Below are 17,261 nucleotides of genomic sequence, written 5' to 3' on the forward strand. Positions count from 1 at the left end.
CGTTACAGGTGTGATGGCTGCACCTGTAACGTGAAATACTTAGGAAATGGCGTCAGTGACACATTAAATAATACCCAGCGCGCGTTTACCGTGGATATTCAAATCCTCCAGCGTGAAGCGTCCTTCCCAGTCAGTTTCATAATCCTCGCGCGGGAAATCCCCCGGCGACGCGCCTTTTTCCAGCGCGGCCTTCACTTTGTGGGCGTAGGCCAGATTCTTTTCGCACATCGGCGCGGCAGGGATATACATCACATTGCCCCAGCCCTGCTGATTTTCCACCGGCGCGACGGAGTGGATCACATCGCAATGCCACCAGACGGAGTCGCCGGCGTCCAGTTGCGGAATACTGGTTAACGCCTCTATCAGCAGCGGATGCCATTGCGTGGAAATCGGCAGAACTCTGCCGGGCGCGACGCCGCAAAGCTCATCTTCCGGCACATCGTCAAGCAATGGACGTAATAGCACATAGGCCATCGCTTCAGGAATCGGGACTACGTGCAACAATCCCTGACCTGGCAACATATCGGACAGTGCCGTCCAGCCCTGGAAGGTACGAAATACTGAACATTTAGTGGTGTTATCTACCGTGTACTCTTCAACTTCTGTGCGATGCGCCGCCTGCCATGGATCGTAATCTTCCAGCTTGCCATTGAAAACATTCGCAAAGACCTGCTGATATGCCGGCAGAAGCCAGCGCTCCAGCGCGCCGGAATCCGTATGCGCGCCCAGCCCTTTGGACGTTGTTCCCGGCGGACGACGACGTATGCGGTCAGGATAGATGACGCTGATGTCCGGGTTAAACCATTGTTTCCCTTCGCTTGTAAACGTCCACAGGCGATTAAGGAATGACTGCGCATTGGCCATTTCTTCGCTCTGACGGGCCTGCATTTGCGCCTGGGACCAGTAGATGGGGTAGATCTCCGGTCGGGATGCGCTGAGGGTGCCAAAGAAGTTATCACCGGGGCCTTTGTAGACCTCATCGAAATGGTTTCGATCCAGGTAATCGAGCATCGACTGATCCCATGCCAGCGCCTGTTCGCGGGGGAAATGTCCCTTGATGACCACGCATCCGCGACGCTTAATCTCTTCACGCTGCTCTGCGTTTACGCGTCCCGCCTTGATATCCGCATAGGACAACGTTGGCCAAACCGGAGAACCTTGCGCTTTGAGGGCGTTGATTTCCGCCACGCGAGTGGCAATGGCATCGCTCAACTGATTGAAAATCAACTGAACATCCCCAAGCTGTGCCCGCAATTGCTGTTTCATCTGACGGATTGCCGCTTTGTGATCGACGGGCAATGTGTCGCTGGTAAACGTAAAAGCCATAACCACCTCGCATTAACTTTCATTCGAAACTAATTTATCTTACACATGCAATATAAGTTAAAAATAGGTTAATGCAAGTTTAAAAACTTGATGGTGTGCGCGGAATGCATTAAGCGTGAGAACCGGAGCACGCCCCGGTTAGCAGGATTAGACGTTAGTTAAAAGGAGAGGTGTTATCCAGCACCGCCTGAATCACATTCAGCGCGCCCTGATGGTTATTGTCATCGGTCTGATAGCGGGCAATCGCTTTGATGCTCTCCGCCGCATTGGCCATGGCGAAAGAGTAATGCGCCATTTTCAACATTTCTGCATCGTTGCCGCTATCGCCAATGGCGACGACGTTTTGTGGAGACAGGTTCCAGCGTTTCAGCAGGCGGCTGATACCGTTGGCTTTATGTAAGCCCGGAATAATCAAATCGATAAACCCAAAGCCGCTGGTGACGGGCTTCATTATGCCATCCAGAGCGGTATGCAGGTGATTGATAACCAACGGGATTTGTTGGTCGGGTAAGTTCAGCGAAAACTTAAACAGCACATCATCAATGTCCTGATAATCCTTCACCGGTTTCAGGCGATGGTAGTGTTTCGACATCAATGCCACGAAAGACTCAGGAGCATTCTCACTGACGTAGGCGCTTTGCAGACCACAGGCAACAAAATTGAGCTGCTTGTCTTTGAGGAGTTCGCCAATAACAATGCGTGATTCGTGACGGGTAAGCTCGCCGTGAAACAACTGTTTGCCATGCTCATAAACCAGCGCGCCATTCTCAGCGACAAACGATATTTCGTCTTTAAGCTCCGGGAAAAAGGAGATCAGCTGGAAATACTGGTTGCCGCTGGCCACGACAAATTCAATATCTCGTTTTTTCAGTTCCTGATACTGCGCCATAAAACATGCACGATCGTATTTCTTGGCGTCGTCGAGAAAAGTTCCGTCCATATCGGTGACGATAACTTTGATGGTCATACTTGCTCCTGGCTCATAACTGCGACCAGAAACATTCTAATAACAATGTGACCTGAAGCACAAATTTAATTTCGAATGAAAGTAAAAGGCCGGGTGGCAGCTTCGCCTTACCCGGCTAAGGGGAGAGCAGTTGTAGGCCGGATAAGCGTCAGCGCATCCGGCAATGGGGAGGGTAGCGTGCCGGATGGCGGCGTGAACGCCTTATCCGGCCTACAATATTGCTTACAGCATATGCTCAGTACGCGCGATGATATCGTCCTGCGCATCCGGAGACAGGGCAGTGAAGAAGGCGGAATAGCCTGCGACACGCACCACCAGGTCACGGTATTGATCCGGGTGTTTTTTTGCTTCCAGCAGCGTTTCACGGGACACAATGTTGTACTGAATATGCCAGCCTTTGTGCTCTTCAAAGAAGGTGCGCAGCAGGATCATCAGTTTTTGCTTATCTGATTCATTCTCCAGCGTGGCCGGATTCAGCTTCTGATTTAACAACACACCGCCGAGAATGGAGCCGGTAGGCAATTTACCCACCGAGCCAATCACCGCCGTCGGGCCGAGATGGTCCGTCCCGGAAGCCGGGCTCGCGCCTTCAGCCAGCGGGGTGTGAGCTTTACGGCCATCCGGCGTTGCCATGGTTGCCGCGCCAAACGGCACGTTGGCGGAGATAGAAGAGGTCCCGGCGTAGTAATTGCCGCCAATCGGACCGCGACCATAACGTGGATTATGGTACTGTTTCAGTTCATCAATATAGGTCTGATAAGCGCGGGCCAGCAGCGTATCAACGGAATCGTCATCGTTACCGTACTTCGGCGCGCCGTTGATCAGTCGTTGGCGTAATTGCTCGTGAGTCAGACCGTCAAAATCATCAGCCAGTGCAGCAGCTAATTGCTGCTGGCCGATAGCGCCTTGATCGAAGACCAGTTTCTTCACAGCCGCCAGGCTGTTGCCAAGGTTGGCAATACCCACCTGCAAACCTGATACCCAGTCATACTTCGCGCCGCCTTGCTTAATGCTTTTCGCGCGTTCGATACAGTCGTCTACCAGCGCCGAACAGAGAATATCGTGTACGTTCTCTTCCAGCATGGTGTCGACGACATACTCGATTTCGATGGATTTACGCGTGTAGTAGCGAATCTGTGTATCCCAGGCGTCCATCACTTCATCGAAATTGTTGAAATTGCCGGCCGAGAGCGCTTTTTCCTGCGGCAGGAAGACTTTGCCGCTGGTGGCATCGCGTCCGCCTTCCAGCGCCGCCAGCATCACACGGGCAAAGTTAATAAAGCTCATACCGGTACAACGATAGCCCCATTTGCCGCCAACGGCGGTTTCGATGCAACCAATGGCCGCATAGTCGTAGGCATCCTGCGGTTCAATGCCAAGCTTAATAAATTCAGGTATGACGATTTCATCGTTGTTAAAGGCTGGCATCCCGAAGCCGCAGCGAATGACCTGCACACAGGCATCAAGGAAATCGTTACTCATCCCCGCATGATAGCGCACGCTCAGGTTAGGCTGAGTAGAGCGCAGGCGGCCGCAGGATTCGAGAATGGCGTAGGAGAGCGGGTTGACGGCATCCACCGCCTGACCGTTAACCAGATTCTGTCCGCCAATGGTCACGTTCTGATACAGCGGGCTACCTGCCGATGCTTTGGAGTGGGAGCCGGAGCGGATTTTGTTCACTTCCAGCAGCTTCAGCCAGCAGCTGTGCAGCAGCTCAATGGCGTGTTCGCGATCCAGCGATTGATTCAGCTCCACATCACGACGGTAGAAAAGATAGAGATACTGGTCCATGCGACCAAACGACACTGAATGGCCGTTCGACTCAATTTGCAGGATCAACTGGATGAAGTAGCACAACTGCAGCGCCTGCCAGAACGTTTTAGGTGGTTCATGGGCAATCACATCACAGTTTTCCGCCATGGTCAGGAGTTCCTCGCGACGGCTGGCGCGGGTCTCCGAGGATGCCATTTTACGTGCCAGGGTGGCAAAGCGCTCAATATGCAGACTGACGGCCTCCAGCACGATATTAATCGCTTTCAGGAACTGATCGCCATGGAGGTCTTCCAGACAAGTCAGATTGATGCGGGAGCGACGTTCATCAACTTTGTGGCGCAGGCCGTCGAGACCTTTTTCCAGCAGCAGCGGGAAGTTCACCGCCAGGTGTGCGTCGCCGGAAGTCATATTGCCTTCGGCTTTGATAATGCCGGTTTCCAGCAGACCTTTCTGCTCATCGGTAAACATCCCGTAGCAGCGATCCTGTACGGTCTGGCCGCGCCACCACGGGCACACCTCGTGCAATACGCGTTTGTTCTCTTCACTTACCGAAAAGCCAGCGCCCGGCCTGTCGGCGAGGTCATCGATCTCTTTTTCAATCCAGGAGACGGTGTATTCCGGGAAGATCGGTGCAGCGCGCACTTCGCTCGCCTGGTTGCCGATAATCAGTTCGTCATGCTTGATCCAGATAGTACGTTCCGCCAGATGATGGGCCAGCGCCAGCGCGCGGCGTACCGGGATCGGCTTATCCAGATGTTGTTGATACATCTCGGTATAGTGCTGGGCGCGCTCGGTGCAAACCGGCGGCTTCACGATGTGGATCAGGGCTGTTTTATGCGCTTTGATACGGTCGCTGAGTGTGTCCAGTTTCAGAGTGGTCATGGCGATTATCCTCGTAGGGTCGCGGTTAAACCTTTATGGCGGGCATACTGCTGAGCAAATTCGAGCAGGGCAGGCGCCTCAAGCGGTTTATCCGGTGCGTTGTAGGGTTGACTGAGTAAGTGGTATTTATTGATGCCCAGGGTGTGATAGGGCAAAAAATGGATCTCACCGACGTGAAGCTCGTCGGCAGCAAAATCGGTAATAGCCTGGATGGCGGCTTCGTCAGCGTTGAAACCCTGAATCAGCGGTACGCGGATAATCATTTTTTTACCCGCAGCGGCCAATTTTTTCAGATTGTCTAATACACGAGAGGCACTGCCATCGGTCCACTGCTTAAACGGCGCGTCGGCGACATGTTTTAAATCAGCCAGGAACAGATCAACGTAAGGTAATGACGGCTCGATATACTTCCACGGCACATGCAGACAGGTTTCGACCGCCGTATGAATGCCCGCATCGTGGCTGGCCTTGAATAATTCTGCCGCCAGTTCTGGCTGCATAAACGGTTCGCCACCGGAGAGGGTGAGACCCCCACCGCTACGATCGTAAAACGGTTTATCACGCAGTACGGTCGCCATGATGTCGTCCACGCTTTTTACCTCTCCGCAGACGGTCAGCGCCTGGGTTGGACAGCAGTCAGTTAGCGCGGCGAAAGCGTTATCGGTCAGTTTTTCGCGATGAATAAGCAGGCCGCTCAGCGCTCGCTCAATCACCGCAGGTGCCGCCTGAGCACAGAGATCGCAACCGTCCAGACACAAACGTGCGTCGTAGAGCAGGTCCTGTGTGCGGGCGCGGCTTTCCGGATTCTGACACCAACGACAGCCCAGGGAGCATCCCTTAAGGAACACCACGGTACGGATACCGGGGCCATCATGCGTGGAATAGCGCTGGATATTGAAAATCATAAGCGACCTCTTTTCTTTCGTATAAAGATTAAATTACTTTCGAATGAAAGTTATATTGACGTGCGTCAACTAACCGTGAGGTTTCGCCGTGCTACCTTTTATTCATGCTAATTATTCGTTTGAGGAAAGGTTATGGAACTCTATTTAGATACGTCTGATGTTGCCGCTGTCAAAGCTCTGGCGCGTGTTTTGCCGTTGGCTGGGGTGACCACTAACCCGAGTATTGTGGCGGCTGGTAAAGAGAGGCTGGAAGTGTTGCTGCCGCAACTGCAGGAAGCGATGGGGGGACAAGGCCGGCTGTTTGCACAGGTGATGGCGACGACCGCCGAAGGCATGGTCAATGATGCGCGTAAACTGCGGGCAATTATCGCGGATATCGTGGTCAAAGTACCGGTGACGGCAGAAGGTCTGGCGGCAATTAAACTATTGAAAGAAGAAGGGATCCCGACGCTGGGTACCGCGGTATACGGTGCTGCTCAAGGGCTGTTAGCGGCGCTGGCGGGAGCGGAATATGTTGCGCCATACGTAAACCGCGTGGATGCGCAGGGGGGAGATGGTATTCAGACGGTGACCGATCTGCAAACCTTACTGAACATGCATGCGCCGCACGCCAAAGTACTGGCAGCCAGCTTCAAAACGCCGCGTCAGGCGCTGGATTGCCTGCTGGCAGGCTGCGAGTCTATCACGCTGCCGCTGGACGTGGCGCAGCAGTTTATGACCTCTCCGGCTGTGGATGCGGCGATTGTGAAGTTTGAGCAGGACTGGCAGGGGGCGTTTGGACGGACGTCGATCTAGTTTTAGGTCGGATTACTCCGGCATATTTGCGTAGGTGATTCCGTTAAAATGAATCTGTTGCAGTTAAGAGCAATAAACTGCGAATCCCCCTCGTAAAACCGGTAAAGCCTGCATGCTACCCGTCATCGCGACGGGTACATTCACGTCATCATGTTTATCAGGTGACGGACCGCCATGAAAAAAACACCTACAGCCACACCGCACGATGCGCTGTTTAAAACATTTTTAAAATACCCTGCCACAGCCCGTGATTTTATTGAAATTCATCTTCCTCCCACGCTACGGGCGCTTTGTGATCTGGCGACGTTAGAACTGCAACCTACCAGTTTTATTGAAGAAAACTTACGCGCATATTATTCAGATGTGCTTTGGTCGATGAAAACCAGTGAAGGGGAGGGTTATATCTATGTCGTGATTGAACATCAAAGTCGTCCTGATGTGCATATGTCGTTTCGCCTGATGCGTTATGCGATAGCGGCAATGCAAAGCCACCTTGACGCCGGGCATACCCGCTTACCGTTAGTCGTGCCGATGTTGTTTTATCATGGCGTCGATACGCCTTATCCCTTCTCTTTATGCTGGCTGGATGAGTTTGATAATCCGCTCCTGGCGCGCCAGCTTTATCTGTCGGCATTTCCATTGGTGGATATTACCGTGATCCCGGATGAAGAAATTATGCAGCACCGGCGTATTGCACTGCTGGAATTGATTCAAAAGCATATTCGCCAGCGCGATTTATTAGGACTGGTGGACAATCTGGCTACGCTGCTGGTTACAGGAAGTGCTAATGACAGCCAGCTAAAAGCGCTGTTTAATTATCTGCTAATCCAGCATGGTCACAAACCGCGCTTTGGGCGATTTATGCGTAAGCTGGCGCAGCAGGTACCCGAACACAAGGAGCGTACAATGAATATTGTTGAAAAAATACGTAGGGCAGGGGAGCGAAAGGGGCTACGGAAAGGCATGGAGCGCGGTCATGAAAAAGGTTTAGCTGAAGGTCGTCGCGAGGAAGCGCAGCGCATTGCCCACTCAATGCTGGCCGATGGTCTCCCACGGGAGCTTATCGTGAGAATCACCGGGCTATCTGAGGAAGATATTAAATCTTTGACGCATTGAATGTATGTTAATACAGCCCCGGAAAATAAATGCCGCCGGGGCTTACCGTTACTGCCCGCACACCTCACATCCCGGGTTACGCATCAGCTTCATTTCGCGAAACTGGCAGGTCATGGCGTCGTACATGACGATTTTTCCAGATGCGGGTTTACCGTAGTTTGCCAATAATTTAATGGCTTCCATGGCCTGTAATGAGCCGATCACGCCGATTAGCGGAGCCATTACGCCAGCTTCCACGCAGGTGAGGGCATTTTCACCGAACAGGCGGCTCAGGCAACGGTAGCAAGGTTCGCCTTCCTGATAGGTAAAGACGGTAATTTGTCCTTCCATGCGAATTGCCGCCCCGGAAACCAGCGGAACCTTTGCGCTAAAGCATCCGGCATTAAGCTGATTGCGGATGCTGACGTTATCCGTACAGTCCAGCACCAAATCGTGTTTGGCGATCAGCGCGTGAATTTCGCTATCATCCAGCAGCGCATTCACTGGCGTAATGGCGATATAAGGGTTAATCCGCGCCAGCGCGTCGCGGGCGGATAGCACTTTCGGCTGCCCTACGGTTGCATCGCTGTGCAGCGTCTGACGCTGGAGGTTCGACACGGAAACGGTGTCAAAGTCGAGCAGCGTTAAATGTCCGATGCCTGCGCCTGCCAGGTATTGGGTCGCGGCGCAGCCAAGTCCCCCCAGACCAACGACCAGTACCCGCGCTTCCTTCAGCGCTTCCTGACCTTCAAAATCGAAGCCGCGCAGAATGATTTGCCGGTTATAGCGCATCATCTCCTGGTCGCTGAGTTCCGCCATTACAGACCTCCAAACAGCGCGTTAAACGGCTCGACTTCAACCCACTCTCCGGCTTCAACGTTACCACGATCGCGTTCCAGCACGATAAAACAGTTGCCGAGGCTAAAGGAGCTAAAAATATGTGAGCCCTGGTGTCCGGTGGTGGTGACTTCCAGTTCGCCTTCTGCGGTGCGCTGCAATACGCCACGTTGAAAATCCAGACGACCTGGCGTCTTCTTCAAACGTGACGCGGTGCGCACGCGTTGGCGAGGAGGCAACCCACAGCCCGTGTTGCCGCTAAGCTTCGCCAGCATTGGTTGCACCAGTTGATAAAAGGTGAGGGCTGCTGACACCGGGTTACCCGGCAGGCCGCAAAACCAACTGTTGCTTAGTTTGCCAAAGGCGAACGGTTTGCCCGGTTTGATGGCCAGCTTCCAGAAGGCAATTTCTCCCAGTTCCTCCAGAATGGTTTTGGTGTAATCCGCTTCACCGACTGAAACGCCGCCGGAGCTGATAACGACATCGGCCTGGCTGTCGGCTTCAATAAACGCCGCGCGTAGCGCGTTGGGATCGTCGCGAATAATCCCAAGGTTGATCACCTCGCAGCCCAACTGTTGCAGCATCAGGTGAACGGCCAGACGGTTGGTGTCATAAATCTGTCCGTCGCCCAGCGGTTGACCCGGCAGTTGCAGTTCATCACCGGTGGAGAACAACGCCACCCGGACTTTGCGCACAACAGGCGCATCAGCAATACCGAGCGAAGCCAGAACCGGGAGCTCGGCGGTTGTCAGGCGAGTCCCGGCGGGGAAGACGACTGCACCGTTTGCAATATCTTCACCGCGCAGACGAATATTTTGTCCGCCGCGGACTTCGGCGGTAAAACGTACACCGTCATCGGTTTGTTCCGTTTGTTCCTGCATGACCACCGCTTCACAACCGGCAGGCACCGGGGCGCCGGTCATGATGCGGATACAGGTCCCCGCTGGCCATTCGCCGTGAAAAGGCTGTCCGGCAAAGGCTTTGCCTGCTACCGCAAGCGGCAGACCCGAGCGTAAATCGTCTAATCGCACCGCATAGCCATCCATTGCCGAATTATCGAATCCTGGTACATCAATGGGGGAAACGACGTCGGCGGCCAGAATGCGGCCAAAGCATTGAACCAGCGGCAGCGTTTCGACGTCGGTGAGCGGGGTAATACGCGACAGCATCTGAGAGAGAGCCGTTTCAAGCGGCATCAGTCCGGCGGTAAATTCCATGAGAAGACTCCTGCGGGCAAAATCGAATCCGGCCATTATGTCAGAAAATGGCCGCGGACAGTATGCTACCTCAGGCTTAGAATCAGATCTGATCAAGGTTTCATGCCAGAGGATAGCGCCACAGGAAAAATGCAGTATAGACTCAATATTTCCGCTCTTTTTCCCCAGGGGGCTAAATGGCTACTCCTATTCCGGACGCAATTCGACGGCAGGTGAATGCCGCCAGTGCGCTCATCCGCCAGCTTTTCGAGGAGAATCTCGTGGCTATTCATCTGTATGGTTCTGCTGTCGACAGCGGTTTAAAACCTCTCAGCGACATTGATTTGTTGGTCACCATACGGGAACCAATGGATGCCCGGTTAAGAGAAACCGTGATGCGGGAATTGCTGACCATTTCAGCGCCGCCCGGGACCTCAGAACGTTACCGCGCGCTGGAAGTCACCGTTGTTGTGTACTCGCTGATCGTACCGTGGCAATTCCCACCCGTAAGAGAAATGCAGTTTGGCGAGTGGTTGCGTGAGGAGATCGGCGCCGGCGTGTTTGAACCGGCGCTGGCGGATGCTGATCTTGCCATTTTGCTGACCCAGGCCCGGCGCGCCAGCGTACCGTTGTTCGGTGAACCCGCTGATATATTTTTCAACGCCATTCCTGCCAATGATGTCTTGAAAACGTTTCGACATACTCTTGAACAGTGGCAAGAACCCGCAGATTTAGAGGGTGATGAGCGCAATATTATTCTGGCTCTGGCGCGTATCTGGTACAGCGTCGTGACCGGCGATATTGTCGCTAAGGATGAGGCCGCGTCGTGGCTCATGCCTAAATTGCCCGTTGAGCATGCTGACACGCTGCAAGCTGCATGTGCGGAATATCTGGGGGTGGCCAAAACGAACTGGGCTGAATCCATGCCGTCAGTACAACGGTTTGTATGGCATGCAAAAAAACAGATTACCGATCTGCTTGAATAGGTTATTCAACGTCGTCGGGGATTCATTCCTGTTAACTCCATCTGAATGACTGACAGCATCGATTATGAGAGGCAGGCCTTTACCTTTACATGACGTCTGCATCTTTCTATATTCAAAAATCGAATCAATAAGTCACCGAAATTCTGATATTTATAACCCCGGAACCGGTCACCTTAATGGACGAAAAAATGGGTAAAGCAGTTATTGCAATTCACGGCGGCGCCGGGGCTATTACCCGTGCACAGCTGAGCCAGGAGCAGGAGTTGCGTTATATACAGGCGCTGTCAGATGTTGTCGAAACCGGTCAGCGGATGCTCGAAGAGGGGCGTAGCGCACTGGATGTGGTGACCGAGGCCGTGCGTCTGCTGGAAGAGTGCCCGCTGTTTAATGCCGGAATTGGCGCAGTATATACCCGTGATGAAACCCATGAGCTGGACGCCTGCGTGATGGACGGTAATACCCTGAAAGCGGGAGCCGTCGCGGGAGTCAGTCATCTGCGAAATCCAGTTCTCGCGGCACGCCTGGTGATGGAACACAGCCCACACGTCATGATGATAGGTGAGGGGGCAGAGAATTTTGCCATTGCGCAGGGTATGGAGCGCGTTTCGGCGGATATTTTCTCGACGCCAGAACGCTACGCTCAACTGCTGGCGGCGCGAACGGCGGGTGAAATGGTGCTGGATCATAACGCTACCCCACTGGATGAGAACAACAAAATGGGTACCGTGGGGGCGGTTGCGCTGGATATGTCTGGTAATCTGGCGGCGGCGACATCGACCGGCGGGATGACCAACAAATTGCCGGGCCGGGTGGGTGACAGTCCACTGGTTGGCGCAGGCTGTTATGCCAATAACGCAAACGTGGCGGTTTCCTGCACCGGAACCGGAGAAGTCTTTATTCGTGCGCTGGCGGCTTATGACATTGCGGCATTGATGGATTATGGCGGCCTGAGTTTATCTGAGGCGTGCGAGCGTGTGGTGATGGAAAAATTACCGGCGTTGGGCGGCAGTGGCGGCTTAATTGCTATCGATCATGAGGGCAATGTCGCCTTACCGTTTAACAGTGAAGGCATGTACCGTGCCTGGGGATACGCGGGCGATACGCCAACCACCGGTATTTATCGGGAAAAAGGAGATACCGTTGCCACACAGTGATGAGCTTGACGTCAGTGACGTGCTGGCAGTGAGTAACCTGAACATTGCCTTTGAACAGGAACAGCAGCGCGTAAGTGCGGTGCGTAATCTGTCATTTCGTCTGAAGCGTGGCGAAACGCTGGCGATAGTTGGCGAGTCCGGTTCAGGAAAGTCGGTCACGGCTTTGTCGCTGATGCGTCTGATAGAACAGGCTGGCGGTGAGGTGAGCTGTGATGAAATGCTCCTCCGACGCCGCAACCGCCAGGTTATTGAGCTGGGTGAACAGAGCGCATCACAGATGCGCCACGTGCGCGGCGCGGATATCGCGATGATCTTTCAGGAGCCGATGACATCGCTAAATCCGGTGTTTACCGTGGGTGAGCAGATTGCCGAGTCTATCCGCTTACACCAGGGGGCCAGTCATGAAGAGGCGATGCTGGAAGCTAAACGGATGCTCGATCAGGTCCGTATCCCTGAGGCGAAGGCGATTTTATCGCGTTATCCGCACCAGCTTTCCGGCGGCATGCGCCAGCGCGTGATGATCGCTATGGCGTTGTCGTGTCGCCCTGCGGTACTGATTGCCGATGAGCCGACCACCGCGCTGGATGTCACTATTCAGGCGCAGATCCTGCAACTCATAAAAGTGTTGCAGCAGGATATGTCGATGGGGGTGATCTTTATTACCCACGATATGGGCGTGGTGGCGGATATTGCCGACCGTGTGCTGGTAATGTATCAGGGTGAGGCGGTTGAAACCGGCAGCGTTGAGCAGATCTTTCATGCTCCCCAGCATCCCTATACTAAAGCGTTGCTGGCAGCCGTACCGCAGCTTGGCGCCATGAGCGGACAAGAGTATCCGCGCCGTTTCCCACTTATTTCTTTACACGATCCCAGTCATGTTGAACCGCAAACCGAGCAGGACACCGTGGTTGAAGGCGAGCCTATTCTACGGGTACGCAATCTGGTGACGCGTTTTCCTCTGCGCAGCGGCATTCTTAACCGGGTAACCCGTGAGGTGCATGCGGTGGAAAACGTCAGCTTTGACCTGTGGCCGGGAGAAACGCTCTCGCTGGTGGGCGAGTCGGGCTGCGGCAAGTCCACCACAGGACGGGCGTTGCTGCGCCTGGTTGAGTCTCAGCGTGGAGAGATCATCTTCAACGGACAGCGGATTGATACCCTCGCCGCCAGCAAACTGCAGCCGCTGCGCCGGGACATTCAGTTCATCTTCCAGGACCCTTATGCATCGCTCGATCCTCGCCAGACGGTGGGATATTCCATTTTAGAGCCGTTACGGGTGCATGGATTACTGCAAGGTGATGCGGCGGCAAAACGGGTTGCCTGGCTGCTGGAGCGCGTAGGATTGCTCCCTGAGCATGCCTGGCGCTATCCGCACGAGTTTTCCGGCGGTCAGCGTCAGCGTATCTGCATTGCCCGGGCGCTGGCGCTCAATCCCAAGGTAATCATTGCCGATGAGTCGGTCTCGGCGCTGGATGTCTCGATTCGTGGGCAAATTATCAACTTGTTGCTCGACCTGCAGCGCGAAATGGGGATCGCATACCTGTTTATTTCCCACGATATGGCGGTAGTGGAGCGGATCAGTCACCGTGTGGCGGTGATGTATCTGGGGCAGATCGTCGAGATCGGCACCCGGCGGGCGGTATTTGAAAATCCACAGCATCCGTATACGCGCAAACTGATGGCGGCAGTACCGGTTGCCGATCCATCACATCATCGGCCCCAGCGCGTGCTGTTATCGGATGATATCCCCAGCAATATCCGCAAGCGCGGCGAAGAGATTTCCCCCGTGTCACTACAATTAGTTGGCCCGGGGCATTATGTCGCGCGTCCACAACCAGAAAATGCGCTTTCGCGTTTATAACAGGCAGACAGGGTTTAAGGAGAATAACATGACAAAAATTGTTGCTCGAAAATGGCTGGTTGCTGTGGGAGTGGCCTCGGCGCTGGCCGCCGCACCGGGCTGGGCCGCCAAAGACGTGGTGGTGGCGGTGGGATCTAATTTCACCACGCTCGACCCCTATGACGCGAACGACACGTTGTCGCAGGCGGTAGCAAAGTCGTTTTATCAAGGACTGTTTGGCCTTGATAAAGAGATGAAGCTGAAAAATGTGCTGGCGGAGAGTTATACGGTTTCTGATGATGGCCTGACTTACACCCTTAAGCTGCGTCAGGGCGTGAAGTTTCAGGATGGCACTGACTTCAACGCCGATGCGGTCAAAGCTAACCTCGATCGGGCCAGTAATCCGGAAAACCATCTGAAACGCTACAACCTGTATAAGAATATTGATAAAACCGAGGTTGTCGACCCGTCGACGGTGAAGATTACGCTGAAGCAACCGTTCTCGGCATTCATCAATATTCTGGCGCACCCGGCAACGGCGATGATTTCGCCTGCCGCGCTGGAGAAATACGGTAAGGAGATCGGCTTTCATCCTGTCGGCACCGGACCGTATCAGCTTGAAACCTGGAATCAGACGGATTTTGTCAAGGTTAAGAAGTTCGTGGGCTACTGGCAGCAAGGGTTGCCAAAGCTTGACACGATTACCTGGCGTCCGGTGACCGACAACAACACGCGAGCGGCCATGCTGCAGACCGGGGAAGCGCAGTTTGCCTTCCCGATCCCTTACGAGCAGGCGGCTTTACTGGCGAAGAACAAAAACCTGGAACTGGTGGCCAGCCCGTCTATCATGCAGCGTTATATCAGCATGAACGTCACGCAAAAACCGTTCGATAACCCGAAGGTGCGTGAGGCGCTGAATTATGCCATCAACCGTCAGGCGCTGGTGAAAGTCGCTTTTGCCGGGTACGCGACGCCTGCCACCGGTGTTCTCCCGCCATCGATTGCCTATGCGCAAAGCTATACGCCGTGGCCTTACGATCCGGCGAAAGCGCGCGAGTTGCTGAAAGAAGCGGGTTACCCTAATGGTTTTACCACCACGCTATGGTCTTCGCATAACCACAGTACCGCGCAGAAAGTACTGCAATTTACCCAGCAGCAGTTGGCACAGGTGGGCATTAAGGCGCAGGTAACGGCGATGGACGCTGGTCAGCGAGCGGCGGAAGTTGAAGGTAAAGCGCAGAAAGAGAGCGGAGTGCGGATGTTCTACACCGGCTGGTCTGCTTCTACAGGTGAAGCGGACTGGGCGCTGTCGCCGCTATTTGCATCACAAAACTGGCCGCCGACGCTGTTTAATACGGCGTTCTACAGCAATAAGCAGGTGGACAGTGATTTAGCCGCGGCTCTGCAAACCAACGATCCGGCGCAGAAAGCGAAGCTGTACAAAGATGCGCAGGATATCATCTGGAAAGAGTCGCCGTGGATCCCGCTGGTAGTGGAAAAACTGATTTCGGCGCACAGCACCAGGTTGACGGGATTCTGGATCATGCCGGATACCGGATTTAGCTTTGATGATGCGGATTTAAAATAAGCGATGCATTCGGCCCCTTAATGTAGGGGCCGGCGAAGGGAGCGTGATGCTTAACTATGTTTTCAAGCGCCTGCTGGGGTTGATCCCAACGCTGTTGATTGTGGCGGTGCTGGTGTTTTTATTTGTTCACCTGCTACCCGGCGATCCGGCCCGGCTGATTGCCGGACCGGAAGCTGACGCTGAGGTGATTGAACTGGTGCGTAAGCAACTGGGTCTGGACCAACCGCTGCATATTCAGTTCTGGCATTACATGACCAACGTGTTGCAAGGCGATTTTGGAACCTCGATGGTTTCTCGCCGCCCGGTTGCGGAAGAGATTGCCAGCCGTTTTATGCCATCGCTATGGCTGACAATTGCCAGTATGGCGTGGGCAGTGTTATTTGGCATGACGGCGGGGATTATCGCCGCCGTGTGGCGTAATCGCTGGCCGGACAGGTTAAGTATGACGCTGGCGGTCACCGGGATCTCTTTTCCGGCTTTTGCGCTCGGCATGCTGCTTATGCAGATATTTTCCGTTGAACTCGGCTGGTTGCCCACCGTGGGCGCTGACACCTGGCTGCACTATATCCTCCCGTCAATTACGCTGGGGGCGGCGGTGGCTGCGGTGCTGGCCCGCTTTACCCGTGCTTCGTTTGTCGATGTGCTCAGTGAAGATTATATGCGCACCGCGCGAGCCAAAGGGGTGAGTGAAACCTGGGTGGTGTTAAAACATGGTCTGCGTAACGCGATGATCCCGGTGGTTACCATGATGGGGCTACAGTTTGGTTTTTTACTCGGCGGCTCAATCGTGGTTGAGAAGGTGTTTAACTGGCCAGGGCTTGGACGACTGTTAGTGGACTCAGTCGAAATGCGCGACTACCCGGTGATACAGGCCGAGGTGCTGTTATTCTCTCTGGAGTTTATTCTTATTAATTTAGTGGTGGATGTACTCTACGCCGCCATTAATCCGGCTATCAGGTACAAGTAAGGATGCGATTTTTTAACTGGCGCCGACAGGCGATTTTAAATGCGATGCCCCTTGTTAAGCCAGAGCAGATTCGCACGCCGTGGCATGAGTTCTGGCGTCGTTTCCGCCGCCAGCGCATGGCGATGATCGCGGGATTGTTTGTCCTTATCCTGATTATGGTGGCGATTTTTGCCCGCTGGCTGACGCCATTTGATGCCGAAAACTACTTCGATTATGACCGTCTGAATGACGGGCCGTCGATGCTGCACTGGTTTGGCGTTGACTCCCTGGGACGGGATATCTTTAGCCGTGTGCTGGTTGGGGCGCAAATCTCGTTGGCGGCAGGGGTCTTTGCCGTATTTATTGGCGCGACGATTGGCACCGTGTTGGGGTTACTGGCAGGATACTACGAAGGCTGGTGGGATCGACTGATTATGCGCATCTGCGATGTACTGTTCGCCTTTCCGGGTATTTTGCTGGCGATCGCTGTGGTGGCAGTGCTGGGCAGCGGTATTGCCAACGTGATTATTGCCGTGGCTATTTTTTCTATTCCGGCCTTCGCGCGCCTGGTGCGTGGGAATACGCTAGTGCTGAAGCAGCAGACCTTTATTGAATCTGCGCGCAGTATTGGCGCCAGCGATGCAACCATCATCTTTAACCATATTCTGCCGGGAACGGTCTCATCGATTGTGGTCTTTTTTACCATGCGAATTGGCACGTCGATTATCTCTGCCGCGAGCTTGTCATTTCTGGGATTGGGCGCGCAGCCGCCGACCCCGGAGTGGGGGGCAATGCTCAATGAGGCGCGGGCCGATATGGTGATTGCGCCGCATGTGGCGATTTTCCCGGCGGTGGCGATATTTCTGACGGTGCTGGCGTTTAACTTACTGGGCGATGGCCTGCGCGACGCGCTGGACCCGAAGATAAAAGGATAAACCACAGGCCGGATAAGACGTAACGCTTATCCGGCCTGC

14 protein-coding genes are annotated in these 17,261 nt (G+C 54.2%); 8 read left to right on the top strand and 6 right to left on the bottom strand.

All coding sequences use genetic code 11. From position 1 onward, the window contains the following. Positions 1-63: 63 nt before the first annotated feature. The 4 genes from OOJ59_RS03290 to OOJ59_RS03305 all read right to left on the bottom strand — a co-directional run bounded on the left by OOJ59_RS03290 (position 64) and on the right by OOJ59_RS03305 (position 5,853). Positions 64-1,326, bottom strand: coding sequence for a DUF1479 domain-containing protein (locus tag OOJ59_RS03290; RefSeq protein ID WP_160955540.1), 1,263 nt, complete (start codon positions 1,324-1,326; stop codon positions 64-66). A gap of 154 nt (positions 1,327-1,480) precedes the next feature. Then, a complete protein-coding gene (locus OOJ59_RS03295) occupies positions 1,481-2,293 on the bottom strand; it encodes a Cof-type HAD-IIB family hydrolase (RefSeq protein WP_160955541.1) in 813 nt (270 codons plus the stop codon). A 222-nt stretch (positions 2,294-2,515) separates the two neighbouring features. Next, complete coding sequence (locus tag OOJ59_RS03300; RefSeq protein ID WP_160955542.1) at positions 2,516-4,948, bottom strand: glycyl radical protein; 2,433 nt, start codon at positions 4,946-4,948, stop codon at positions 2,516-2,518. 5 nt (positions 4,949-4,953) lie between these two features. Next, complete coding sequence (locus tag OOJ59_RS03305; protein WP_160955543.1) at positions 4,954-5,853, bottom strand: glycyl-radical enzyme activating protein; 900 nt, start codon at positions 5,851-5,853, stop codon at positions 4,954-4,956. A gap of 132 nt (positions 5,854-5,985) precedes the next feature. Between OOJ59_RS03305 and fsa the strand changes: the two genes are divergently transcribed. Together fsa and OOJ59_RS03315 are read left to right on the top strand one after the other, a co-directional pair. Further along, entirely contained in the window at positions 5,986-6,648 is a 663-nt protein-coding gene (gene fsa / locus OOJ59_RS03310; RefSeq protein WP_085047456.1) for a fructose-6-phosphate aldolase, read from the top strand. Positions 6,649-6,822: 174 nt separating this feature from the next. Next, on the top strand, positions 6,823-7,764 hold the full coding sequence (locus OOJ59_RS03315) for an Rpn family recombination-promoting nuclease/putative transposase (RefSeq protein ID WP_150344829.1): 942 nt from the start codon (positions 6,823-6,825) through the stop codon (positions 7,762-7,764). A 48-nt stretch (positions 7,765-7,812) separates the two neighbouring features. Here OOJ59_RS03315 and moeB read toward each other — a convergent pair whose 3' ends face one another. Both moeB and moeA read right to left on the bottom strand, forming a co-directional pair. Continuing rightward, a complete protein-coding gene (gene moeB, locus OOJ59_RS03320) occupies positions 7,813-8,562 on the bottom strand; it encodes a molybdopterin-synthase adenylyltransferase MoeB (RefSeq protein ID WP_150344830.1) in 750 nt (249 codons plus the stop codon). Then, positions 8,562-9,797 carry a molybdopterin molybdotransferase MoeA gene (moeA, locus tag OOJ59_RS03325; RefSeq protein ID WP_160955544.1) on the bottom strand — a complete coding sequence of 412 codons (1,236 nt, stop codon included), beginning with the start codon at positions 9,795-9,797 and terminating at the stop codon, positions 8,562-8,564. Before moeA ends, moeB begins: the two co-directional genes overlap by 1 nt. Before the next feature lie 176 nt (positions 9,798-9,973). Here moeA and OOJ59_RS03330 point away from each other — a divergent pair, with 176 nt between their 5' ends. From OOJ59_RS03330 to gsiD, 6 genes are all read left to right on the top strand, one after another. Beyond that, positions 9,974-10,762, top strand: a complete 789-nt coding sequence (locus OOJ59_RS03330; protein ID WP_085047452.1) for an aminoglycoside adenylyltransferase family protein — start codon at positions 9,974-9,976, stop codon at positions 10,760-10,762. 188 nt (positions 10,763-10,950) lie between these two features. Further along, a complete protein-coding gene (gene iaaA / locus OOJ59_RS03335; protein ID WP_069323360.1) occupies positions 10,951-11,916 on the top strand; it encodes a beta-aspartyl-peptidase in 966 nt (321 codons plus the stop codon). Next, positions 11,903-13,774, top strand: a complete 1,872-nt coding sequence (gene gsiA, locus OOJ59_RS03340) for a glutathione ABC transporter ATP-binding protein GsiA (RefSeq protein WP_069323224.1) — start codon at positions 11,903-11,905, stop codon at positions 13,772-13,774. Before iaaA ends, gsiA begins: the two co-directional genes overlap by 14 nt. A 28-nt stretch (positions 13,775-13,802) precedes the next feature. Then, the gene (gene gsiB, locus OOJ59_RS03345; RefSeq protein ID WP_159121181.1) at positions 13,803-15,341 is read left to right on the top strand and encodes a glutathione ABC transporter substrate-binding protein GsiB; all 1,539 of its coding nucleotides are present in this window, start codon (positions 13,803-13,805) and stop codon (positions 15,339-15,341) included. A gap of 46 nt (positions 15,342-15,387) precedes the next feature. Beyond that, positions 15,388-16,308 carry a glutathione ABC transporter permease GsiC gene (gene gsiC, locus OOJ59_RS03350; RefSeq protein WP_069323225.1) on the top strand — a complete coding sequence of 307 codons (921 nt, stop codon included), beginning with the start codon at positions 15,388-15,390 and terminating at the stop codon, positions 16,306-16,308. Between the two features lie 2 nt (positions 16,309-16,310). Next, positions 16,311-17,222 (top strand): glutathione ABC transporter permease GsiD, encoded by a 912-nt coding sequence (gene gsiD, locus OOJ59_RS03355; protein WP_069323226.1) that lies wholly within the window; start codon positions 16,311-16,313, stop codon positions 17,220-17,222. The last annotated feature ends 39 nt before the right edge of the window (positions 17,223-17,261 follow it).

It is taken from the genome of Citrobacter sp. W9, assembly GCF_026719375.1.
In the GTDB taxonomy this organism is placed as follows: Bacteria; Pseudomonadota; Gammaproteobacteria; order Enterobacterales; family Enterobacteriaceae; genus Citrobacter; species Citrobacter werkmanii.